The sequence below is a fragment of the Bradyrhizobium symbiodeficiens genome (assembly GCF_002266465.3).
Taxonomy (GTDB): Bacteria; Pseudomonadota; Alphaproteobacteria; order Rhizobiales; family Xanthobacteraceae; genus Bradyrhizobium; species Bradyrhizobium symbiodeficiens.
The window spans coordinates 2,368,079-2,391,010 of the sequence record NZ_CP029427.2; the positions used below are offsets into that span (position 1 = coordinate 2,368,079).

General features: G+C 64.7%; 19 protein-coding genes. 9 read left to right on the forward strand and 10 right to left on the reverse strand.

Annotated features, from left to right (window positions below):
• Positions 1–49: 49 nt before the first annotated feature.
• The gene (locus CIT39_RS10840) at positions 50–1,270 is read right to left on the reverse strand and encodes a cytochrome P450 (protein ID WP_094975365.1); all 1,221 of its coding nucleotides are present in this window, start codon (positions 1,268–1,270) and stop codon (positions 50–52) included.
• Between the two features lie 105 nt (positions 1,271–1,375).
• Between CIT39_RS10840 and CIT39_RS10845 the strand changes: the two genes are divergently transcribed.
• The 9 genes from CIT39_RS10845 to cnbZ all read left to right on the forward strand — a co-directional run bounded on the left by CIT39_RS10845 (position 1,376) and on the right by cnbZ (position 12,838).
• The gene (locus CIT39_RS10845) at positions 1,376–1,918 is read left to right on the forward strand and encodes a phosphonopyruvate decarboxylase (protein WP_162308442.1); all 543 of its coding nucleotides are present in this window, start codon (positions 1,376–1,378) and stop codon (positions 1,916–1,918) included.
• A complete protein-coding gene (locus tag CIT39_RS10850) occupies positions 1,915–2,505 on the forward strand; it encodes a thiamine pyrophosphate-dependent enzyme (RefSeq protein ID WP_094975363.1) in 591 nt (196 codons plus the stop codon). The genes CIT39_RS10845 and CIT39_RS10850 overlap by 4 nt, the downstream gene beginning before the upstream one ends.
• 146 nt (positions 2,506–2,651) lie before the next feature.
• A complete protein-coding gene (locus CIT39_RS10855; protein WP_094975362.1) occupies positions 2,652–3,353 on the forward strand; it encodes a TetR/AcrR family transcriptional regulator in 702 nt (233 codons plus the stop codon).
• Position 3,354: 1 nt separating this feature from the next.
• A complete protein-coding gene (locus tag CIT39_RS10860) occupies positions 3,355–4,548 on the forward strand; it encodes an efflux RND transporter periplasmic adaptor subunit (protein ID WP_162308443.1) in 1,194 nt (397 codons plus the stop codon).
• A 68-nt stretch (positions 4,549–4,616) separates the two neighbouring features.
• Complete coding sequence (locus tag CIT39_RS10865; RefSeq protein ID WP_094975360.1) at positions 4,617–7,712, forward strand: MexW/MexI family multidrug efflux RND transporter permease subunit; 3,096 nt, start codon at positions 4,617–4,619, stop codon at positions 7,710–7,712.
• Between the two features lie 154 nt (positions 7,713–7,866).
• Positions 7,867–10,449 carry a sensor histidine kinase gene (locus CIT39_RS10870; RefSeq protein WP_094975359.1) on the forward strand — a complete coding sequence of 861 codons (2,583 nt, stop codon included), beginning with the start codon at positions 7,867–7,869 and terminating at the stop codon, positions 10,447–10,449.
• Complete coding sequence (locus CIT39_RS10875; protein WP_018315558.1) at positions 10,446–10,835, forward strand: response regulator; 390 nt, start codon at positions 10,446–10,448, stop codon at positions 10,833–10,835. Before CIT39_RS10870 ends, CIT39_RS10875 begins: the two co-directional genes overlap by 4 nt.
• The gene (locus tag CIT39_RS10880) at positions 10,832–12,082 is read left to right on the forward strand and encodes an adenylate/guanylate cyclase domain-containing protein (RefSeq protein ID WP_094975358.1); all 1,251 of its coding nucleotides are present in this window, start codon (positions 10,832–10,834) and stop codon (positions 12,080–12,082) included. Before CIT39_RS10875 ends, CIT39_RS10880 begins: the two co-directional genes overlap by 4 nt.
• A 9-nt stretch (positions 12,083–12,091) precedes the next feature.
• Positions 12,092–12,838: a 2-amino-5-chloromuconate deaminase CnbZ gene (gene cnbZ, locus CIT39_RS10885; protein WP_094975357.1), complete on the forward strand. Its 747-nt coding sequence runs from the start codon at positions 12,092–12,094 to the stop codon at positions 12,836–12,838.
• Here cnbZ and CIT39_RS10890 read toward each other — a convergent pair.
• The 9 genes from CIT39_RS10890 to CIT39_RS10930 form a co-directional block, all read right to left on the reverse strand.
• A complete protein-coding gene (locus tag CIT39_RS10890) occupies positions 12,835–13,722 on the reverse strand; it encodes an ABC transporter permease (protein ID WP_094975356.1) in 888 nt (295 codons plus the stop codon). The genes cnbZ and CIT39_RS10890 overlap by 4 nt on opposite strands.
• Before the next feature lie 3 nt (positions 13,723–13,725).
• Positions 13,726–14,667, reverse strand: coding sequence for an ABC transporter permease (locus tag CIT39_RS10895; RefSeq protein ID WP_094975355.1), 942 nt, complete (start codon positions 14,665–14,667; stop codon positions 13,726–13,728).
• A gap of 31 nt (positions 14,668–14,698) precedes the next feature.
• The gene (locus CIT39_RS10900; RefSeq protein WP_094975354.1) at positions 14,699–16,222 is read right to left on the reverse strand and encodes an ABC transporter substrate-binding protein; all 1,524 of its coding nucleotides are present in this window, start codon (positions 16,220–16,222) and stop codon (positions 14,699–14,701) included.
• Between the two features lie 23 nt (positions 16,223–16,245).
• Complete coding sequence (locus CIT39_RS10905) at positions 16,246–17,346, reverse strand: ABC transporter ATP-binding protein (RefSeq protein ID WP_162308444.1); 1,101 nt, start codon at positions 17,344–17,346, stop codon at positions 16,246–16,248.
• Entirely contained in the window at positions 17,346–18,335 is a 990-nt protein-coding gene (locus tag CIT39_RS10910; RefSeq protein ID WP_094975352.1) for an ABC transporter ATP-binding protein, read from the reverse strand. The genes CIT39_RS10905 and CIT39_RS10910 overlap by 1 nt, the downstream gene beginning before the upstream one ends.
• A complete protein-coding gene (locus tag CIT39_RS10915) occupies positions 18,332–19,042 on the reverse strand; it encodes a DUF1028 domain-containing protein (protein WP_094975351.1) in 711 nt (236 codons plus the stop codon). Before CIT39_RS10915 ends, CIT39_RS10910 begins: the two co-directional genes overlap by 4 nt.
• Before the next feature lie 10 nt (positions 19,043–19,052).
• Entirely contained in the window at positions 19,053–20,858 is a 1,806-nt protein-coding gene (locus tag CIT39_RS10920) for a gamma-glutamyltransferase family protein (protein WP_094975350.1), read from the reverse strand.
• Positions 20,859–20,940: 82 nt separating this feature from the next.
• Entirely contained in the window at positions 20,941–21,930 is a 990-nt protein-coding gene (locus CIT39_RS10925) for an ABC transporter ATP-binding protein (protein WP_094975349.1), read from the reverse strand.
• Positions 21,927–22,913 (reverse strand): ABC transporter ATP-binding protein, encoded by a 987-nt coding sequence (locus tag CIT39_RS10930; RefSeq protein WP_094975348.1) that lies wholly within the window; start codon positions 22,911–22,913, stop codon positions 21,927–21,929. The genes CIT39_RS10925 and CIT39_RS10930 overlap by 4 nt, the downstream gene beginning before the upstream one ends.
• Positions 22,914–22,932 lie beyond the last annotated feature (19 nt).

Below are 22,932 nucleotides of genomic sequence, written 5' to 3' on the forward strand. Positions count from 1 at the left end.
GGTTGGCTACTGTGCATGGGGTTGTTTTCGCATTTTTTGGTATGCGCCCTCAGCCGATCGCGCACGGCACGCTCAAAAAGCCACGAAATCGCACCCGTCCGCCGCGCGTCGGCTGGCCGCTCACGGCATAGTTCGGGAAGCGCGCCAGGAAGCGCGAGATCGCAATCGCCCCCTCCAATCGGGCCAGCGCCATGCCGGCGCATTGATGCGCGCCGGTGGCGAAGGCAAGGTGCCGGTTCGGCGTGCGTGCGATGTCGAAGCGTTCAGGGTCGGCAAACTGCGCAGGATCGCGGTTGGCCGCGCCAATGCACAGCGTCACCGACGTACCGGCCTCGAGCATGACGCCGCCGAGTTCGACGGGTTCGGTGGTCATGCGGTTGCCGAGCTGGTTCGAGCTCTCGTAGCGCAGTATCTCCTCGACCGTCGTCTTGATCAGGTCGGGATTGCCGATCAGGCGCCGCTTCTGGTCGGGATTGCGGTCCAGCGCCACGAGGCCGTTGCCGATCAGGTTGGTGGTGGTCTCGTGGCCGGCATTGAGCAGGAAGATGCAATTGTGCAGCAGTTCCTTCTCGGTCAGTCGCTCGCCGCTCTCCTCCCCCTGGATCAGGCGCGTCAGCACATCGCGTTCGGGATTGCCCGGCCTGGCGCGCCGGCGCGCGACCAGCGTATCGAGATAAGCAAGGAAGTCTTTTACAGCGTTGTTGCCGCGCGTGGCGGCATCAGGCGACACCACGGGTTCGAGCGCGCCGAGGATCGCCAGCGACCAGTCGCGCAGCGGCCCGCGTTCCTCATGAGGTACGTCGAGCAGATTGCCGACAACTTCGATCGGAATGGACGCGGCGAAGTCCTCGATCAGCTCGCAAGCACGTTTGGCCGCAATGGCGTCGAGCAGGCCGTCGACGAGCTTGACGATGTCGGATTCCATGCCGGCAATCGCCCGCGGCGACAGCGCGCCCATGATCAGGCGGCGGACACGGGTGTGCGACGGCGGATCGTTGAAGACGAGGCTGGTGGTGTGATGTTCGTAGAGCGGGGTGTCGCCGTATTTCGGCGCGAACTCGCGCTTCTTGTCCGAGCTGAACGATTTGGTGTTCTTGTAGGTGGTGACGAGATCGTCGTAGCGGGTCAGGAACACGGTGCCGCTGCGCAGGCGCTTGACCGGCTCGTTCTCCCGCAGTGCACGATAGGTCGGGTACGGGTCGTCGTAAAACTGCGGCGTCAGCTTCTCGAGGTCGAAGCCTGCCGCCAGCGCCTTCGCATCTGCGTTCATCCCGTTATACTCGCCGGTTAAAGCCGTTATGCCGTTTTTGTTGTTCTGGTCGGCGCATGCATGCGTCTACAGTCTCTGCACCTTGCTAGCCGACCGGACAGGAAAATGCACGCCCACGCTGATGCCGCCGACACGGCCCCGAACTGGCCGGATGATATTTTCGCGACCCTGCAACGCTTCGATGTCAGGCAGGTGCCGTATGTGCCCGACGCCGGCCATTCGAAGCTGATCCAGCGCGTGCTGGACTCCTCTACCATGCGCGGCATTCCGCTTACCACGGAGGAGGAGGGCGTGGCGCTTCTCGCCGGCGCCTGGGCCGGCGGCCAGCGCGGCGTCCTGCTGATGCAGTCGAGCGGCGTCGGCAATTGCATCAACATGCTGTCGCTGATCCCGATCCTGCGCTTCCCCTTCCTCACGCTGGTGACCATGCGCGGCGAGTGGGGCGAGTTCAATCCGTGGCAGGTGCCGATGGGCTCGACCACGCAGGGCGTGTTCGAGCTGTCGGGTGTCCAGGTGTTGCGCGCCTCGCACGCTGCCGAGGTGCCGGCCGTGCTGGAAGCGGCTGCGTCACAAGCCTACAACGCGCTCACGCCCACCGCCGTCCTCCTGTCGCAGCGCCTGATCGGCGCCAAGGTTTTCACCAAATGAGCAAGGCCAATCTCCTCGACCGCCGGCAGGTGGTGTCCACGCTGCTGGCGAACCGCAAGGACGTCGTGGCGATCGGCGGCCTCGGTGCCTCGACCAACGACATGTGCGCAGCCGGCGACCACGCCCGCAATTTCTATCTCTGGGGCGGCATGGGCGGCGCCGCGATGATTGGTCTGGGCCTCGCTCTGGCGCAGCCGAAGCTGCCGGTGCTGGTCATCACCGGCGACGGCGAAATGCTGATGGGCCTGGGCAGCCTGGCCACCATCGGGCTGCAGAAACCGGCGAACCTGTCGATCGCAGTGCTCGACAACGAGGCCTATGGCGAAACGGGCGGCCAGACCAGCCACACCTCGGCCGCCGCCGATCTCGTCGGCGTCGCCAAGGCCTGCGGCATCAAGGACAGCCAGTCGATCACGACCATGGCCGAGGTCGAGGCATTCGCCAAAGCCGTCCACGACGTCTCGGCCGGGCCGCGCTTTGCCAATATGAAGATCGACAGCGCCAGTCTGGAGCGGATCCTGCCGACCCGGGACGGGACTTACATCCTCAACCGGATTCGCGGCGACCTCGGCTTCCAGCCGATCTAGGGCGGGCCCGTCCATTCCCACCGGCCGTAAGGTCCTGCACGGAGGCCGTGCAGTCGGGGCCAATTTCCACTGAAGTAACAACGCACTCAGGTTGCGATGCAACATAGTGCTTGACTTTGACGTGGGTGAGTGGTTACTCACCGGCCATGAGCTCATTGCGTATGACGAGCGACCTGAGGCGTCAATTGATCCTCGGTGCCGCGAAGCGCTGCTTTTCCCGACACGGCTATACCGGCACCACGACCAAGAGCGTGGCGGCCGCCGCTGCCATTTCCGAGGCGCTGCTGTTCAAGCATTTCCCGTCCAAGGCGGCGCTCTACGCCGAGATCCTGAGCGACGAATGCGAGGCGGACCCGGCCCTGATGGAGCTGCTCGAACGGGAGCCTTCGACCGCCACCCTGGTTGAAGTCATCCGCGGCATGGTCGGGCATTTCCTCCACATCGCCGACGGGCCCGATCAGGAAGAGGCCCAGCGCCTGCGACTGATGACCACCAGCCATTTGGATGACGGCGAGTTCGCCCGTTTGCTATATGCCAAGATCGAGACGCTGATCGGGGCGGTCTTCCTCGCCTCGCTCGAGCGAGCTGTTGCGGCGGGGGACGCGCGGCCATTCAGCGGCGACCCGCTCAACCTGTTCTGGTTTGCACATCACACGGTGATGACTGCGGCGCTGACCAGGCTGCCGGCCACGCCTTGCCTCGCTTACGGCAAGGCTGAAGACCTCGAGCGGCAGCTGTGTGAGTTTCTCCTGAGGGGTATCGGACTTAACGACGCCGCAATTGCTTCGCATCTGGGCCACAATCAGGCCGCGGATGCCGGCAAGACGGCGATTGCAGAGAGTGCATGACATGAACATCGTAACCGAACACAAGATTTCGGGCGAACCGATCGACACCAAGGCTCCCAAGCGTCCGGTCCGGCCGGTGCTCTGGTTCATCATCGTCGGCACGCTCCTGGCGGCGCTGGTGGGCGGCCTCGTTTGGTTCAATTTCTTCCGCGGCCAGATGATCAAGCAGTTCTTCGCCAACAACAAGCCGCCGCCGACCGCGGTCAGTGCGGTAGAGGCCAAGTCCGAGGTGGTGCCGAACCTGCTCACCGCGGTCGGCGGCCTCGTCGCCGTGCATCAGGTCGACGTCAGCGCCGACGTCAACGGCCGCGTCACCGAGATCAAGTTCCAACCGGGTACCCGCGTCGAAGCCGGCACGCCGCTGGTGCAAATGTTCGACGCGCCGGAGCAGGGCGACCTCGCCAATTACAAGGCTCAGGCGACCGTCGCGCAGCTCTCGCTCGATCGCGCCAAGCAGCTCGCTTCGCGCCAGTTCGGTCCGCAGGCGACCGTCGATACCGCGCAGGCCGCCTATGACCAGGCGCAGGCCGGCATCGCCAAGACCGAAGCCTTGATCTCGCAGAAGCTGGTACGCGCACCGTTCGCCGGCGATCTCGGCGTCCGCAAGGTCGAGGTCGGCCAGTATCTGACGGCAGGTACGGCGATCGTGTCGCTGACCGACCTGTCGGAGCTTTGGGCCAACTTCACCGTGACCGAAAAGGATTCCGGCAGCCTAAAGGTCGGCCAGACGGTGCGGCTCAAGGTCGACGCTTATCCGGGTCGCATCTTCGAAGGCAAGATCACCACGATCGAACCGCAAATCTCGACCGACACCCGCAACATCCGCGTGCAGGCGACGATCGCCAATCCGGAGAAGATCCTCAAGCCCGGCATGTTCGTGACCACCACGGTGGTGCTGCCGGACAAGCCGGCCGTGATCACCGTGCCTGAGACGGCGGTCGACTACACGCTGTACGGCGATTCCGTCTTCGTGATCACCGAGAAGAAGGAAGACGACGGCAAGACCAGCCTCTCCGCGGTGCGCACCTTCGTGCAGACCGGCAGCCGGGTCGATGGCCGTGTCGAAATCGTCAAGGGCTTGAAGGCGGGCGACAAGGTTGTCGCGGTCGGCCAGCTCAAGCTGCAATCGGGCGCCGCAGTCGCGATTTCGGCCGACCCTGGCCCGCAGATCCCGGCGCAGCCGCCGCGCTACTGACAATACAAGCGCGTGATCCGGCTCGGCCGGATCACGTCTGCTCAGACATCAAAATCGAGATCGCCACGATGCGCTTTACCGACATTTTCATCAAACGACCGGTCCTGTCGGTCGTCGTCAGCCTGTTGATCCTGCTGATCGGCCTGCGCGCGGCGATGGTGCTGCCGATCCGGCAATATCCGAAGCTTTCGAACACTGTCATCAACATCACGACCGTCTATCCCGGCGCGTCCGCGGACCTGATCCAGGGCTTCATCACGACGCCGATCGAGCAGGCGGTCGCCTCCGCCGAAGGCGTCGACTACATGACCTCGTCCTCGGTGCTCGGCACCTCGACGATCCAGGTCTACATCAAGCTGAACTTCGATCCGAACCAGGCGCTCACCGAGGTGCTGGCCAAGACGAACTCGGTCAAGTATCTGATCCCGAAGGAATCCAACGACCCGATCGTCACCAAGACGACGGGCCAGACCACGGCCGTGATGTATCTCGGCTTCTCCTCCGAGGAGCTGTCGGGCTCGGCGATCTCTGATTATCTGACGCGCGTGGTGCAGCCTGTGCTGTCGACCGTCGACGGGGTCGCCTCGGCCGATATCCTGGGCGGCCAGACCTTTGCGATGCGGCTGTGGCTCGATCCCATGAAGATGGCCGGCCGCAACGTCTCGTCGGCGGACGTCGCCGCGGCGATCCAAGCCAACAACTTCCAGTCGGCGGCGGGCCAGACCAAGGGCTATCTGATCGTTTCCAACATCTCGACGAACACCAGCCTGACCGACGTCAACCAGTTCAGGAAGATGATCGTCAAGGCCAAGGACGGCGGTTTCGTACGGATGGAGGATATCGCCACCGTCGAGCTTGCCGCGCAGAGCACGGATGCGAGCGTCGCCTTCAATGGCGAGCATGCGATCTTCATCGGTGTGAACGCGACGCCGCAAGGCAACCCGCTGACGCTGGTCAAGGGCGTGCGTGCGCTGTTCCCGGAACTCGAGCGCAATCTGCCGCCGTCGATGAAGATGAAGGTCGCCTATGACTCGACCAAGTTCATCCAATCCTCGATCGACGAGGTGGAAAAGACGCTGGGTGAAGCCGTAATCATCGTGATCGTGGTCATCTTCCTGTTCCTGGCCTCGCTCCGCTCGGTCATCATTCCGGTCGTCACAATTCCACTGTCGATGATCGGCGTCTGCACATTGATGCTGGCGCTGGGCTTCAGCTTCAACCTGCTGACGCTGCTGGCGATGGTGCTCGCGATCGGCCTTGTGGTCGATGACGCCATTGTCGTGGTGGAGAACATCCATCGACATCTCGAGGAAGGCAAAACGCCCGTCCAGGCATCGGTGGAGGGCGCGCGCGAAATCGTGGGTCCCGTCATCTCGATGACCATCACGCTCGCGGCGGTCTATGCGCCGATCGGCTTTCTCGGTGGTCTCACCGGCTCGCTATTCCGCGAATTCGCCTTCACGCTTGCCGGCTCGGTGATCGTGTCGGGTGTGATAGCGCTGACGCTGTCGCCCATGATGTGCTCGGTGCTCCTCAAGAATACCGAGGAGGGCCGCTTCGCCAAGGGCGTCAACAAGGTGTTCGGCGCGCTGACGCGCTGGTATGGCCGCAGGCTCGATCGCTCGCTCGACTACAAGGCGATTACGGGCCTGTTCGCGATCACCATCCTCGGCCTCGTCGGCTTCCTCTATATGCACACCTCGAAGGAGTTGGCGCCCGAGGAAGACCAGGGCATCGTGTTCGCGGTGACCAAGGCGCCGAAATACGCAAACATCGACTACGTCGATTTCTACGGTGAAAAGCTCGACAAGGAATTCGAGAAGTTCCCCGAGACCGACCTGCGCTTCGTGCTCAACGGCATCAACGGTCCGCAGGGCGGCATCGCCGGCATGCTGCTCAAGCCTTGGGACGAGCGCAAGCGCTCGTCGATCCAGCTGAAGCCGCTGGTGCAGGCCGAACTCTCCAAGATCGAGGGCGTGCAGGCGTTCGCGTTCAACCTGCCGCCGCTGCCGGGCGGACCGGGCGGCCTGCCGGTGCAGATGGTGATCAATTCCACCGCCGGTTTCCAGACGGTATTCGAGCAGATGGAGAAGCTGAAGGACGCTGCGCGCAAGAGCGGCATGTTCATCGTCTCCGACAGCGACCTCGCCTACAACCAGCCCACCGTGGAGGTCACGATCGACCGCACCAAGGCGCAGGATCTCGGTGTCAACATGCAGAACCTCGGCAGCACGCTCGCGATTCTGCTTGGCGGCAACTACATCAACCGCTTCAATCTCGAAGGCCGTTCCTACCAGGTGATCCCGCAGGTGCCGCGCAGCAGCCGGCTCTCGCCGCAATCGCTCGGTGGCTATTACGTGACGACCAACACGGGCCAGCAGCTTCCGCTGTCGACCGTGGTTTCGGTCAGGACCAAGACCGCCCCGAATTCGCTGACCCACTATAACCAGCTCAATTCGGCGACGTTCTCGGCCGTGCCGATGCCCGGCGTTACCGTCGGTGCGGCAGTGGACTTCCTCGAGGGCGAGGCAAAGAAGCTGCCGGCCGGCTTCAGCCACGACTATCTCGCGGATAGCAGGCAGTACGTGCAGGAAGGCAACCAGCTCGCGATCACCTTCGGTTTTGCCCTGATCATCATCTTCCTGGTGCTGGCGGCGCAGTTCGAGAGCTTGCGTGACCCGTTCGTGATCATGATCTCGGTCCCGATGGCGATCGTGGGTGCGCTGATCCCGCTGTTCTTCGGCATGGCGACGATGAACATCTACACCCAGGTCGGTCTGCTTACGCTGGTCGGCCTGATCACCAAGCACGGCATCTTGATGGTGGAATTCGCGAACGAGCTCCAGGTCAACGAGCGCCTCGATCGCCGCTCGGCCATCGAGATGTCGGCCCGCATTCGTCTTCGTCCGATCCTGATGACCACGGCTGCGATGGTGACCGGCCTGATTCCGCTGCTGACCGCAACCGGCGCCGGCGCGGCCAGCCGCTTCTCGATCGGCCTGGTCGTCGTGGCCGGCATGTCGATCGGCACGCTGTTCACGTTGTTCGTGCTGCCTGCCGTCTACGTGGTTCTGGCCACTGACCATCGCGCGGCGGCAGATTCCGACCGGAACAAGCAGGTCAGCGAGTTCGACCTAGGCTCCAAGGCCCTCCGGCCGACCTGAAGTCGCCAGTTGGCAAGCGAACCAAAGGGCGGCAGCGGCGGGACCGATGCCGCCCTTTTTCGTTGTGCTCGGGCGCCTGCGTCGCCGCCACTGGGCCGGTCTTGTCCCGCGCTTGCGAAAGACAAGGCCGCGTCTTCTTGCTAGGTTCCGGGCGATGAGCCTGTCCCTTCATCCCGACACCCCGCAAGCCAGGACGCTGCCGAGCCCGACTCCGGCTGGCGCTGACTCCGGCGCGGTTGCGGGGCGGCGAATCAGGACCCGGCTGTTCACCAAATATGTCGCGCTGTTCGTGGCCGTCGTCGCCATCGCGCTGCTCGCCAACGGTCTGTTCGAGGTCTTCTTCTATTATCGCGAGCACAAGGCGTCCTTGATCCGGGTCCAGCATGAGCAGGCCGAGGCGGCCGCGGCCAAGATCGGCCAGTTCGTCAAGGAGATCGAGAGCCAGCTCGGCTGGACCACGCAGCTGCCGTGGTCGGCGGGCTCGATCGAGCAGCGCCGGTTCGACGCGCTGCGGCTGCTGCGCCAGGTGCCCGCCATCACCGAGCTTGCCCAGGTCGATTCGACCGGCAAGGAACGGTTGCGGGTCTCGCGGCTGGCGATGGACGCTCTCGAGAGCGGGATCGACCTGTCCAATGATCCGAAGTTCACCGAAGCGGTCGCGCACAAGATCTATTACGGCCCGGTCTATTTCCGCCGGGAGTCCGAGCCCTACATGACGCTGGCGCTGGCCGGAGCCCGCAGGGATGCTGGTGTCAGCATCGCCGAGGTCAATCTCAAGCTGATCTGGGACGTGGTCTCGCAAATCAAGGTCGGCCAGCGCGGGCACGCTTATGTGGTCGGCCCGGAGGGCCGCCTGATCGCCCATCCCGACATCAGTCTCGTGCTGCGCAACACCGACATGTCCGGGCTCGCCCAGGTGCGTGCCGCGCAGGCTGCCGGCGGCACCATGCCGGGCGCGCTCGAGGAAGCGCGCAATATCCAGGGACAGAAGGTCTTGACGGCATCGGCTCCAATCGAGCCGCTGCACTGGACCATGTTCGTCGAGCTCCCGGTTGAGGAGGCCTATGCATCGCTTTATGCCTCGCTGCAGCGGCTCGCGATCGTGCTGCTCGCAGCATCCATTTTCGCGGTGCTCGCCGGGATATTTTTGGCGCGCCGCATGGTCGGGCCGATCCAGGCGCTGCGCAGCGGTGCCGAACGGATCGGCGGTGGCGACTTCTCCCAGCGCATCTCGATCAAGACGGGAGACGAACTCGAGGGTCTCGCAAACCAGTTCAACGACATGGGCGCGCGCTTGCAGGAGTCCTATGCGGACCTCGAGAACAAGGTGGAACGGCGAACTGCCGAGTTGAGCGAGTCCCTGCAGCAGCAGACGGCGACCGCCGATGTGCTGAAGGTCATCAGCCGGTCGGCGTTCGATCTGCAAACCGTGCTGAACACGCTTGTCGGATCGGCAGCCCGCTTGTGTGACGCTGACGAAGGGACGATCTTTCGGCCGAGCGATGGCGTCTTCTACCTCGCGGCAAGCTTCGGGCTTGATGCGGAACAGGAAAACAAGCTTCGTACATTTGCTTCCGTGCCCGAACGGGGAAGTGTGGTCGGGCGTACGCTGCTTGATGCCAGGACGGTTCATGTCCCGGATGTGCAGGCCGACCCGGAATTTGCGCCGTCGTCCGCGCGAAGGCGTTCGAACGTGCGTACGATGCTTGGTGTTCCCCTGCTTCGGGAAGGATCGCCAATAGGCGTGTTCGTCTTGACGCGACATATGGTGCGTCCCTTCAGCAAGAAGCAGATCGAACTCGCCACCACGTTTGCGGATCAGGCCCTTATTGCGATCGAGAATGTCCGATTGTTCGAGGAGGTCCAGGAACGCACCCAGGCACTGTCGCAATCGCTCGACGAGTTGCGCGCCGCCCAGGACCGCTTGGTCCAGACCGAGAAGCTCGCCTCGCTCGGCCAGCTCACCGCCGGCATCGCTCACGAGATCAAGAACCCGCTCAACTTCGTCAACAATTTCTCCGCGGTCTCGACCGAGCTGATCGACGAGCTCAAGGAGGCCCTGCAATCGGCCGCACTTGACGGCAAGACCAGGGAGGAGATCGACGAGCTGACCGGCATGCTCAGGAGCAACCTCGAGAAGGTGGTGCAGCACGGCAAGCGGGCCGATTCCATCGTCAGGAACATGCTATTGCATTCGCGCGAGGGCTCCGGCGAGCATCGAGCCGTCGACATCAATGCGATCGTGGAGGAGAGCCTCAATCTCGCCTATCACGGCGCACGCGCCGAACATCCCTCCTTCAACGTCACGCTCCAGCGCACGTTCGATCCCGCCGCCGGCATGGTCGACATTTATCCGCAGGAGATCACGCGCGTCTTCCTCAACCTGATCTCGAACGGCTTCTATGCCACTGCCAAGCGGAGGGAGAGCGCGGGTGAGACCTTCGAGCCGACCCTGAGCGCGGCAACCAAGGACCTCGGCGGCAGGGTGGAAATCCGGATCCGCGACAATGGCACGGGAATTCCGCCCGAGGTGAAGGAGAGGATGTTCAATCCCTTCTTCACCACCAAGCCGGCCGGCGAGGGCACCGGGCTCGGCCTGTCCATGAGCCACGATATCGTCGTGAAGCAGCACGGCGGCACCATCGACGTGAACACCATACAAGGTGTATTCACCGAGTTCATCATCACCCTGCCGCGCACGATGGCGGCGGAGGGCACCTCCGGAGGCAAGTCGTGAACGTTTATATCCTGGTCGTCGACGACGAGCCCGACGTCGAGGCGCTGTTCCGGCAGCAATTCCGGCGCGAGCTGCGCGCCGGCCGCTTCCAGATGGAGTTCGCCTCCTCCGCGCCTGATGCACTCAAGCGGGCCGCCGAGGTTCGCGATCCCTCGTTGATCCTGATCCTGTCCGACATCAACATGCCCGGCATGAGTGGGCTCGACATGCTGCCGAAAGTACGTGCCGCACATCCGGACGTTCCCGTCATCATGATCACGGCCTATGGCGACGCCGAGACGCGACGAAAGGCGATCGAGCGCGGCGCCGTCGGGCTCTTGACCAAGCCGATCGACTTCGCGCTGCTGCGGCAGGAGATCGACACGAGGCTCGAGCAAGCCGCATGAGCGCGACCATCCTCTTCGTCGACGACGAGCCGGATCTCGAAGCGCTGGTCCTGCAAAAGTTTCGCAGGCAGATCCGCGACGGACAGGTCACCATCATATTCGCCCGCGACGGTGTCGAGGCGCTGGCCTCGCTCGAGCGGAATCCGCAAGTCGATATGGTGGTCTCCGATATCAACATGCCCAGGATGGACGGGCTATCGTTGCTCGCGAAACTCCAGGAGGCCGAAGACAAGAAGTCGACCATCATCGTCTCGGCCTATGGCGACATGAGCAACATCCGCACCGCCATGAACCGCGGCGCGTTTGACTTCCTGACCAAGCCGATCGACTTCGCCGATCTGGAAGCCACGATCGAGAAGACCATCCGCCATATCGAGATGCTGCGCGAGGTGCGGCGCCGGCAGGCGGAGGCCGAGCGCGCTCACGCCGCGTTATCGCGCCATTTCTCGCCCGAGCTTGCCAGGCGTCTGGCCGCCAGCGGTGACGGCGATGGGATCGAAGTTCAATGGCGCGATGTCGCCACCATCTTCACCGATATTACTGGCTTCACTTCGTTGGTCGAGACCGCGTCGCCCGAGACGTTGGGCAAGCTGCTCAACGAGTATGTCGGCGGCATGACTGAAATCGTCTTCGGACATGAGGGCACGGTCGCGAAGATCATCGGCGATGCGATCCAGGTGCTGTTCAACGCGCCCGGCGATCAGCCGGATTATGCCACACGTGCGGTCGCCTGCGCCCATGAGCTCGACGCCTGGGCGCAGGACTTTCGCGCGCGCCAGAGCGCCATGGGCGTGAGCTTCGGTGCCACCCGCATCGGCATTCACGCCGGTTCCGCGCTGGTCGGCAATTTCGGCGGCAATCGCTTCTTCGACTACACCGCGTATGGGGACTCCATCAACATTGCGGCACGGCTGGAGGCCGCCAACAAGCATCTGGGCACCCGCATCTGCGTCAGCGCCAGCATCGCCGAGGCGGCCGAGAATTTTCAAGGCCGCCCCGTGGGGGAGCTGATGCTGCGCGGACGCAGCGAGCCGTTGCGCGCGTTCGAGCCGCTGCTGCAGGCCAAATTCGAAGCGCCGGAAACGGCTCTGTATTCCGAGGCTTTCGCCAAGATGGAGGCCGGTGATGTCGCGGCCATGCCGGCCTTCGCCGCGCTGGTCGGCATGCACGCCGACGATTCCCTGGCCGGCTTTCACCTGAAGCGCCTGCTCAACGGCGCCAAAGGCATTCGCATGCAACTGGAATAGGAGTTCGTCATGGTTCGCGAGTTCTCTGCCGGCAATTACCGCTTCATTCCGTCCGTGTTTCAATATTCGGCAGGTGCCGTCGCGGATGACGGCTACGAGATCGAGCGCGTTCGCTTCGACCGTCTGGTGCCGCTTGCGGAGGGGTTTGCGCTGGCTGCAAAGTTCATCCAGGATGCCGGGCGGCCGCTGACGGCGTTCTGCGCCTGCGAGCTGCGTTCACCGGCGGCCTTCAGCGAAGAGGGCTTTCGCGCCTTCAACCTGCATTATGTGAAGACGCTGTCGGAATGGGGCATCTTCGACGGCACCACCAATCCGGTGGCGCGCAGCAATGTCTGTCCGGAGATCGATCCGCCGGCCGAGCCGTCGTTCTATGCGTTCTCGTTCACGCGGCCGACCCGCTCAAAGGCGCCGTCCTTCGTGATATCAGGCGGTGCCGAGGCGCGCGAAGGCAGCGGTACCTATGTCGAGCGCACCGTGCGCTATCGCGACCTCAGCCCGGAGGGGCTGCGGGAGAAGGTGCGCTTCACCACGACGTCGCAGATGGAAAGCCGGATGGCGGCCTTCGGCTTCGGCTGGAGCGAAACGACCGCGGTGCAGGCCTATTCCGTGCACGATTTCCACCACGCACTCGTCGACGAACTGGTCCGTCGCGGCGCGTTGCGCTCGGGCCTGACCTGGCATTTTGCGCGTCCGCCGGTGGTCGATCTCGAATACGAGATGGATTGCCGCCGGGTGTTGCGCGAGGTGGTGATTTAACGCTGCCTTGGGTCGAGCGCATCGCGCAGGCCGTCACCGAGCAGATTCAGCGACAGCACCACAAGGAAGATCGCGAGCCCCGGCCAGATCGCCATCCACGGCGCCTGGGTCAGGAAGCGCTGCGCCGCATTGAGCATGCTGCCCCATGACGGCGCCGGCGGCTGCTGGCCGAGGCCGAGGAACGACAACGCCGCCTCGGCGATGATGGCGGCGGCGATCGACAGCGTCGCCTGCACCAGAAGTGTGGGCAGGACGTTCGGCAGGATATGCGAGAACGCAATGCGCCAGGGCGGATTGCCGAGCGCGCGCGCGGCTTCGACATAATCCTCGGCCTTGACGACGAGCACCTGGCCGCGGGTCAGGCGGATGAAGATCGGCGTTGCGGAGATGCCGATCGCAATCATGGCATTGCCGAGACTCGGCCCGAGGAATGCCGCCAGCGCGATCGCCAGGATCAGGAACGGGCAGGCCAGCATCGCGTCCGTGATCCGGCTGATCAGCGCGTCGACGAAGCCGCCGCGATAGCCGGCGAGAAGGCCAAGCGGCACCCCGATGCCGAGCGCGATCGCGACCGAGATCAGACCCGCGAGCAGCGATGCCCGGGCGCCGTAAACGACGCGGCTCAGGATGTCGCGGCCGAGCTCGTCGGTACCGAACCAGTGCGCGGCGGTGGGCGGCTTGCGCACCAGGCTCCAGCTCGTCGCGATGGGATCATAGGGCACGACGAGCGGTGCGAAGGCAGCAAGCAGGATGAACGCCGTGAGCACGACGAGCCCGAACACGGCGGCCTTGCGCTTGAACAGCCGCCGCCGGGCGCGGCGTGCCGGGCTGTCCAGCTCGTAGGCTTGGATGGAAGGGCTGGCTGGCAGCGCAGCGTCGGTCATCGACTAGCCCCTCAGCCGCGGATTGACGAGGATATAGGCGATATCGGCGACGAGGTTCAGCGTGATGTAGACCGTGGCCGTGACCAGCACGACGCCCTGCACCACCGCGTAGTCGCGGTTGAAGACGGCATCCACGATCAGCTTGCCAAAACCGGGAATGGAGAAGATCTGCTCGGTCAGGACGGCGCCGGACAGCAGCGTGCCGAGTTCCAGCGCGCCGAGCGTGATGATGGGCGTCAGTGCATTGCGCATGGCGTGCTTGAGGATCACCGAGCGCTCGGAGAGCCCCTTCGCGCGCGCGGTGCGGACATAGTCGCTCTCCAGCACCTGAAGCATGGCGCTGCGGGTATGCCGCATCAGGACCGCGGAGATTGCATTGCCGAGCACGAAAGCCGGCATGATGGTGGCAGCAAGGCTCGCGCGCCAGTCCTCGGTGAGCGGGACATAGCCCGATGCCGGCAGCCAGCCGAGCTTGATCGAGAACAGGAAGATCAGCATGATCCCGAGCCAGAAATTCGGCGTCGAGATCCCCCACAGCGCGAACAGGTTGGCGCCATAGTCCCAGGCCGTGCCCTTCTTCACCGCGGAGACGATGCCTGCGGGAATACCGATGAGGAAGGCGATCAGGATCGCCATCGAGCCGAGTTGAAGCGTGACCGGCAATTTTTGCGCGATCAGCTCACGCACCGGCATCTTGTTGCGCAAGGACTCGCCGAAATTGCCGGTGAGGACTCCCTTGAGCCAGTACACATATTGCACGGGGATCGGCTGATCGAGCTTGTACTGCTGCCGGATCTGCTCGATCACGGCGGGATCGCGCTCCTCGCCCGCCATCACCAGTGCCGGATCGCCCGGCAGCAATTGCTGGAGCGAGAAGATCAGCACCGACACGAAGAACAGTGTCGGCACGATCTGCGCGATCCGGCGGGCGAGGAAGTTCAGCATGGCCTCACGCGTGTTCCGGGCGCTACTGCGATCATTTGAACTTCAACCCGACCACGCGCACCAGCCCGTCCGGCATCTGCTTGTAGCCCTGAAGCTTGGTCGTGTGTGCGATCAGGAGCGTGCGGTGATAGATGTAGATGATCGGCAAATCGTCCAGCAGAATCTTGGTCAGCTTGGCGTAGATCGCCTTGCGCTCCTCGACATTGGACGTCGCCCGCCCGTCTTCCATCAGCTTGTCGGCTTCCGGATTGGCGTACCCGCCGTCGTTCTGCGGTGCCTTGCTGCGCATGAAGATGTAGGAATTGCCGTCCGGGTCGATGCGGCCGCTCCAGTTGATCTGGAAGATCTGGAACTCGCCGGCCTGGGCCTGCTTGAAGGTCGTGGCGAATTCGACCGCGCGGATCTTGATGTCGAAGCCGGCTTCGGCGGCCATGGACTGGACGACCTGGGCCACGGCTTCGTTCTCCGCGCCCTTGGGGATCATGTAATCCACCGTCACCGGCGTGGTGACGCCGGCTTCCTTCAACAGCGCCTTGGCCTTCGCGATATCGCGGCCGTGAATCGGGAATGCCTTCTGGTAATAGGGATGCGTCGGGCTGACCCATTGATTGCCGGGCGTGAACTCGCCGTTGAAGACTACCTGATTGAGCGCTTCGCGATCGATCGAGAGGTCGAGCGCCTGGCGCACCTTCGCCGACTGGCTCAGCGGCCCCTTGGCCTTGTCGTTGCCGATATTGACGGTCAGGCCGAGATAGCCGAGCTCCGGCGCGGTCGACAGCACCAGCTTGGGATCGGCTCGGACGTCCTTGATGTCGGTGGCGAGCACGCGCTCGATCAGATCGAGACCGCCTGACTTCAGGTTCGCGAGCCGCACCGTCGCATCGACGATCGGCAGGAACACCACGCGATCGATGTGGATGTTGTCCTTGTTCCAGTAGTCGGCGAATTTCTCGAACACGATGCGATCCTGCTGCACGCGCTCGACGAACTTGTAGGGGCCGGCGCAGACCGGATGCAGGCCGAATTTGTCGCCGGCCTCCTTCGCGGCCTTCGGCGAGACCATCATGCCGGAGCGGTCGGTGAGCTGGGCGATCAGCGGCGAGTAGGGGGTTTTCAGCACCAGCTTGATGGTGAGGGGATCGACCACCTCGACATGGTCGACGCTGGCAAGCTCCGACTTGCGGAACGAGGTCGGCAGCGTCATGTGACGCTCGATCGAGAATTTTGCGGCTTCCGCGTCCAGCGGCTCGCCATCGTGGAATTTGACGCCCGGCCGGAGCTTGATCGTCATCTCCTTGCCGTCGGCCGAGGTCTCGTGGGACAGCGCGAGCTGCGGCACGATGTTGAGCTTCTCGTCGATGTCGAACAGCTTGTCGCAGAAGGCGGAGAACACGATGCGGCCGACATAGGTGCGGCCGATGCTGGGATCGAGGATATCAGGGTCCTCGGCGATGCCGATGCGAAGCGTGGTCTGAGCTTGAACTTGGCTTTGGGCTGCGCCCGCGAGCGACGTCAGCACAGCCGACGCCAGGATTGTCAAACGCATGAAATTCATCGCTCTCAACCTCGGTTTTGCGACTATGCCGGGTCCGTTCCCAATGAACTAACCCCGCTGCCGCGGACTACTTCCGGGCCGCCGCTGAAGGCGGCGACCAATTTTTCAAGGACCGGCGAAAAGCCGCCGTCGGACGGGACGATCGCCGCTGAGGACGGCAGTTCCGACGTTCGGTGACAGGCCGTTGCATGTCCGATGCCATCCGGCACCAGCTGCGGCATTTCAGTGCGGCAGCGCTCGACGACGTAGGGGCAGCGGGTGTGGAAGCGGCATCCCGGCGGCGGATTGAGCGCGCTGGGGATCTCTCCCTGCAGCACAATCCGGCTGCGCTTTGCCTGCGGTTTAGGCACGGGGATCGCCGACAAAAGCGCCCGGCTATAGGGATGGCTTGGTGCTGCGAACAGCGCATCAGCCTCTGCGGTCTCGACGATCTGGCCGAGATTCATGACCGCGACGTGGTCGGCGATGTGCTTGACCACGGCGAGGTCGTGCGAGACGAAAATGTAGGCGAGGCCGAGCCGATCCTGCAGTTCGCGCAGCAAATTGAGGATCTGCGAGCGGATCGAGACGTCGAGCGCCGAGACCGGCTCGTCGCAGATGATCAGCTTCGGCTCGACCGCGAGGGCGCGGGCAATGGCGATGCGCTGGCGCTGGCCGCCGGAGAATTCGTGCGGATAGCGCCGGGCCAGCCGCGGCTCCAGCCCGACCAGCCGCAAGATTTCCGCGACCCGCTCGCGCCGCTCTGCCGGCGGGACGAGATCGTGCAGTGCCAGCGGTTCGGTCAGGATCTGGCCGACCGTCATGCGCGGATTGAGCGAGGCGTAGGGGTCTTGGAAGATGATCTGGGCTTCGCGGCGGAAGGCGCGCAGTGCGCTCGCGTCGAGCGAGAGCAGATCGCGGCCTTCGAAACGGATTGTGCCTGCATCCGGCTCGATCAGCCGCAGCACCAGGCGGCTGACGGTGGATTTGCCGCAGCCGGATTCGCCGACTAGCGCCAGGGTCTTGCCGGCCTCTAGCGAGAAGCTGACGCCATCGACCGCCTTGACATGCGCCAGCGCCCGGCCGAACAGCGAGCGCTCGGCGACGAAATGCTTGACCAGGCCCGTGACCTCGAGCAGCGCCATCACGACACCAGACGTTCGAGCGGCGCGCGGATGCAGCGCGAGAGGTGGTTTTGGCTGACTTCGATCAATGGCGGCGGCGCCTTGGTGCAGGCGTCCAGCACGAACGGGCAGCGTGCGGCGAAGCGGCAACCGTCAGGCGGCTGCGCCATGTTCGGCACCATGCCCTCGATCGTTGCGAGCTGTTCAGCGCGATGGTCGAGCCGCGGGATCGAGCCGAGCAGGCCGACGGTGTAGGGATGCTGCGGCGCCGAGAACAACTCGTCCACCGGCGCGCGCTCGACGATTTCGCCGGCATACATCACCGCGACCTCGTCGCAGACCTCGGCGACGACGCCGAGATCGTGGGTGATCAGGATGATGGCGGCGCCGCTTGCCGCCTTCAGCTCCCGCATCAGCTCCAGGATCTGGGCCTGCAGAGTGACGTCGAGGGCGGTCGTCGGCTCATCCGCGATCAGCAGGCGCGGATCGCAGGCCAGCGCCATCGCGATCATCACGCGCTGGCGCATCCCGCCGGAGAGCTTGTGCGGATATTCGTCGATGCGCCGCTCGGGTGAAGGGATGTGGACGCGCCGCAACAGCTCGATCGCCCGCTCGCGCGCGCTCTTCCGCGAGCCGCCACGGTGACGCAGGATCGTCTCGACGATCTGGTCGCCGATGGTGAAGCTCGGGTTGAGCGAAGTCATCGGCTCCTGAAAGATCATCGCGAGCCGGTTGCCGCGGAGGTCGCGCAGCGTCTGGTCCGGGGTCTTCAGCAGGTCGAAGCCGTCGAAGCGGATCGCGCCTGATATTTCCGCGCTCTGCTTCGGCAGCAGGCCCATGATGGCCAGGGAGGTCACGCTCTTGCCGCAGCCGGATTCGCCGACGAGGCCGAGCGTCGCGCCATTGGCGACGCTGAGATCGACGCCGTCGACGGCATGGGTGATCCGGCCGTCGTCGCCGTGAAAGCGGATACGCAGATCCGTGATCTCGATGAGAGGACCTACGCTCATGCCTGCCTTGCCTGTGCCGCGGCGATGGTGGCGTCGATGACGCTGCGATCGGTGTTGCCGGATGGATTCTGCCGCGTCGGCATGGAGGGGCGGAAGTGCACCCAGAGCTCCTGGCTGACGCGTTCGAGCCGTTCGAGCTCGCCGAGCGGATCGGGATGGTCGTCGGCGCGGATATCCAGCGCCGGCCATTCTTCCTCGCCGTGGATCAGAAGCGCGGCGGACTGCTTGCCGCGCTTGTCGCCGCCGGCGGCTTCGCCCGCGCGCATCGCTGCGAGCAGACGGCGCGGGAAGGGCAGGCTGTCATTGGCGATATAGGTCTTTGCGGTCTCGTCGAGGACGTCGGCGCCCGCCAGCATGTTGCCTGCGATCGAGAAGCCGCTGCCTGCGACGTGCCCGCACCAGTCGACGCAGTCGCGCCCGGTATGTGCGGCGATCTCGCCGCTCTCATCCATGATGTGGATCTGGCGGCTTTCGCGCCCGTCGTCGGTGGCGAGCAGGGTAGCGAGCACGTCATGCGCGTTCAGGCCATCACGCAGCAGCTTGACGCCATCGATGCCGTAATACGGATTGACGAAGGCCTGGGTCGCGATGGCGCCGAGGCCGGCAGCAATATAGGGCACACGCGCGCCGACGGCGAAGAAGCGGGTCGCGACCGCGATGCCGAACTGGCCGGTGGCGGAGTCTCGCGCGATGATCGACCAGGTCATGTTCTGCCCATCAGCGTCCGGCCGCGTAGCCTTGCATACCGCGCGGATTGGCGGCGGCGCGCCGCCGCATGCCGACGCGCGAGGCGGCGGTGAGGCGCCCCTCCGACCAGTCCGGTCCGACCTCGACGATGTGTCCTCGCTCGCGAAGATTCTCGATGGTCGCCTTGGGCACGCGGTTCTCGACCACGAGCACGCCGGGGCGCGCGGTGCGCGGCCAGAACGAGATCGGGAAATGCTCGGAGTGCCAGGCCGGCGCGTCGATTGATTCCTGAAGATTTAGGTTGCAATGGACGTGGCGCAGAAAGAACTGCGTGATCCACTGGTCCTGCTGGTCGCCGCCGGGCGAGCCCCAGGCGAGATAAGGCTCGCCGTCGCGCAGCGCCATGGTCGGCGACAGCGTGGTGCGTGGCCGCTTGCCCGGTGCGAGCGAACCGGGTTGGTTCTCCTCCAGATCGAACATTTGTGCGCGGCTGCCGAGGCAGAAACCCAGTTCGGGAATCACAGGCGAGGATTGCAGCCAGCCCCCTGAAGGCGTCGAGGACACCATGTTGCCGGTTTTGTCGATGATGTCGAAATGCACGGTGTCGCCGCGCACCTCGCCGAAGCGCCCGACGGTTGGTTCACCAGCGCCGAGCGCGCCAACCGCCTCGCGCTGGCCTTCAGCGCGGCGCAGCTTGACGACACCACCAAGGCCCTCGATCGCGCCGGGCCGGAGATCGAGCGAAGCCTTCTCGGTAACCAGCTTGCGGCGCTCGTCGTTATAGTCGTCCGATAGCAGCGTCGCGATCGGGATCTCGCTGAATTTGGGGTCGCCGTAAAATTTCTCGCGATCGGCAAAGGCGAGCTTGGCGCATTCGATCTGGAGGTGGATGAACTCGGGCCCGGTCGGGTCGAGCCCGTCGAGCGCAAAGCCCTTCAGCAGCGCGAGTTGCTGCAGCGTGACGGGGCCCTGGCTCCAGACCCCGGCCTTGCAGACGGTATAGCGGCCGTAATCGTAGGTGAGGGGCGCTTCGACGGTTGGTTGCCAGCGTGCCATGTCGTCGGCGGAGAGCACGCCGCGATGCGGTGTGCCGCTGACGTCCATGACCTCTTGCGTCCGGCAGAACTTGTCGATGGCTTGCGCGACAAAACCTTGCGACCAGGCTTTGCGCGCGCGCTCGATCTCGGCGTCGCGGCCACCGCCGCCGCTCTCGGCCTCGCTGAGAATGCGGGCGTAGGTTGCGGCCAGCGTCTTGTTGGTGAAGAGCGTGCCGGGCGTCGGCACTTCGCCGTTCGGCAGGTAGACGGCGGCTGAGGTCGGCCAATGCTTGCGGAACAACTGCTCGACGGTCTGGATCGTGGCGCAGGCGCGCTCGACCAGCGGATAGCCGTCGCGCGCATAGGAGATCGCGGGCTCCAGCACGTCGCGCACGCGAATCGTGCCGTAATCGCGCAGCAGCATCATCCAGGATTCAAACGTGCCGGGGACGCAGGCCGCGAGCAGGCCGGTGCCCGGCACCATGTCGAGGCCTTCGCTCCTGTAATGCGCGATGGTGGCGCGTTCCGGCGCCGGACCCTGGCCGCAGATCACCTCGGTGCGGCCGCGCTTGACGTCGTGGACGATGATGGGCACATCGCCGCCGGGGCCGTTCAGATGCGGCTCGACCACCTGGAGCGTGAAGGCGGTGGCAACGCCGGCGTCGAAGGCGTTGCCACCCTTTTCGAGGATGGCCATGCCGACGGCGGTCGCGATCCAGTGCGTGGTGGCGACCACCCCGAACGTGCCCTCGATCTCGGGGCGCGTCGTGAAGGGATCGGGATTGACGTTGCTGGCCATAGGTTACCTCATTTGCGACGCGCGCAATTGATCACAGCCCGTGCTGGGATGCCAAATGCACAGGCCGCATGGCACGCGTGCGTCACGCCGGGACCGGCGCGGTGTTCACCGCGTGACAGGCGACGCCGTCGATCAGTTCCGGCGTCTCCTTACGGCAGAGATCGAACGCCAGCGGACAGCGCGGATTGAAGGCGCAGCCGGGCGGCGGATTGATGGGGTTCGGGATCTCGCCTTTCACCGGAATGCGCTGGCGGCCGCTCATGGTGAGGTCGGGCACGGCACCCAGCAGCATCTTGGTGTAGGGCATGCGCGGGCGGGCGAACAATTCCTTGCCTTCCGCGATCTCGACGATGCGGCCGAGATACATCACGCCGACGCGGCTCGCCATGTGGCGGACCACGGCAAGGTTGTGGCTGATGAACATGTAGGTCAGGCCGAACTTGTCCTGGAGGTCGCGCATCAGGTTCAGGATCTGCGCCTGCACGGAGACGTCGAGCGCCGAGGTCGGCTCGTCGCAAACGATGAACTCGGCATCCGATGCAAGCGCCCGGGCGATTGCGATGCGCTGGCGCTGGCCGCCGGAGAATTCGTGCGGAAACTTGAGCCGGTCGTCGGGATGCAGGCCGACCAGGCTGAGCAACTCGCCGACACGGGCCTGGATGTCGCGCTCGCCCTGGATCAGGTCGAAGGCGCGGATCGGCTCGGAGATGATGGCATCCACCCGAAAGCGCGGGTTCAGGCTCGCATAGGGATCCTGGAAGATCATCTGGATGCGTCGGCGCAGCTTGCGGCGCGCCGGCGCCTGCCGCGGATCTGTCATCGAGACGCCGTCGATCAGCACGTCGCCTGAGCTCGGGGGCAACAAGCCGACGACCATCCGCGCCACGGTGGTCTTGCCCGAACCGGATTCGCCGACCAACGCAAACGTCTCGCCCTTCCTGATGTCGAAGGTGACGTGATCGACCGCCTTGAGATATTCGAGATGCCCGCCTTCGAGCATGCGGTTGAGCCAGGGTTTTGAAACGTCGAACACCCGGCGCAGATTTGTGGCCTGGACGAAGGGCGCGCTCATGCCGCGCTCTCCGCCGGCACGTCGTCATAGAGATGGCAGGCGACCGATTGCGCACCGCGCGGCAGCGGTTCGGGTCGATCGACACGACAGCGGTCGAACGCGAACGCGCAGCGTGGATTGAACGAGCAGCCGCGCGGGATCGCCGACAACCGCGGCATCGAGCCGGGAATCTGCATGAGACGCTTGTCGTCGCCGGCAAGCGTCGGGATCGCGCCCATCAAGCCCTTGGCATAGGGATGCAGCGGATTCTTCACGACATCCTGGACCGGACCGATCTCGGCGACACGGCCGGCATACATCACGGCGACGCGGTCGGAGGTCTCCGCGATCACGCCCATGTCGTGCGTCACCAGCATCACGGCGGTGCCGTGGTCGCGTCCGAGCCGCTTGATCAGCGAGATGATCTGCGCCTGCACGGAGACGTCGAGCGCGGTGGTCGGCTCGTCCGCGATGATCAGCTCGGGCTCGGCGCAGATCGCGAGCGCAATCACGACGCGCTGGCGCATGCCGCCGGAGAATTCGTGCGGGTAGCCGTCGATGCGCTTTTCCGGGGCGGGAATGCCGACCTCGGCGAGCAGGTCGATGGCGCGGCGGCGGGCGGCCGTCTCGGACAGGTTCAGGTGGGTTCTGATCGTCTCGACGATCTGGTCGCCGACCCGGTAGAGCGGATTGAGCGAGGTGAGGGGGTCCTGGAAGATCATGCCGATCCGTTTTCCACGGATGCGGCGCATCTCCTCGGGCGGCAGATTGTCGATGCGCAGCCCGGCGAGATGAATCTCGCCGCCGGCGATGCGGCCGGGCGGGTCGATCAGGCCGATCACGGCGAGGCCGGTGACGGACTTGCCGGCGCCGGATTCGCCGACCACGCCCAGCACCTCGCCCTTGGCGATGTCGAAGGAGACGCCGTCGATGGCGCGCAGCGTGCCGCGGCGGGAGGCGAACTCCACCTGAAGGTTGCGGACGGACAGGATGGGCTCGGTCATGAGTGAGGCGCTCTTGTCG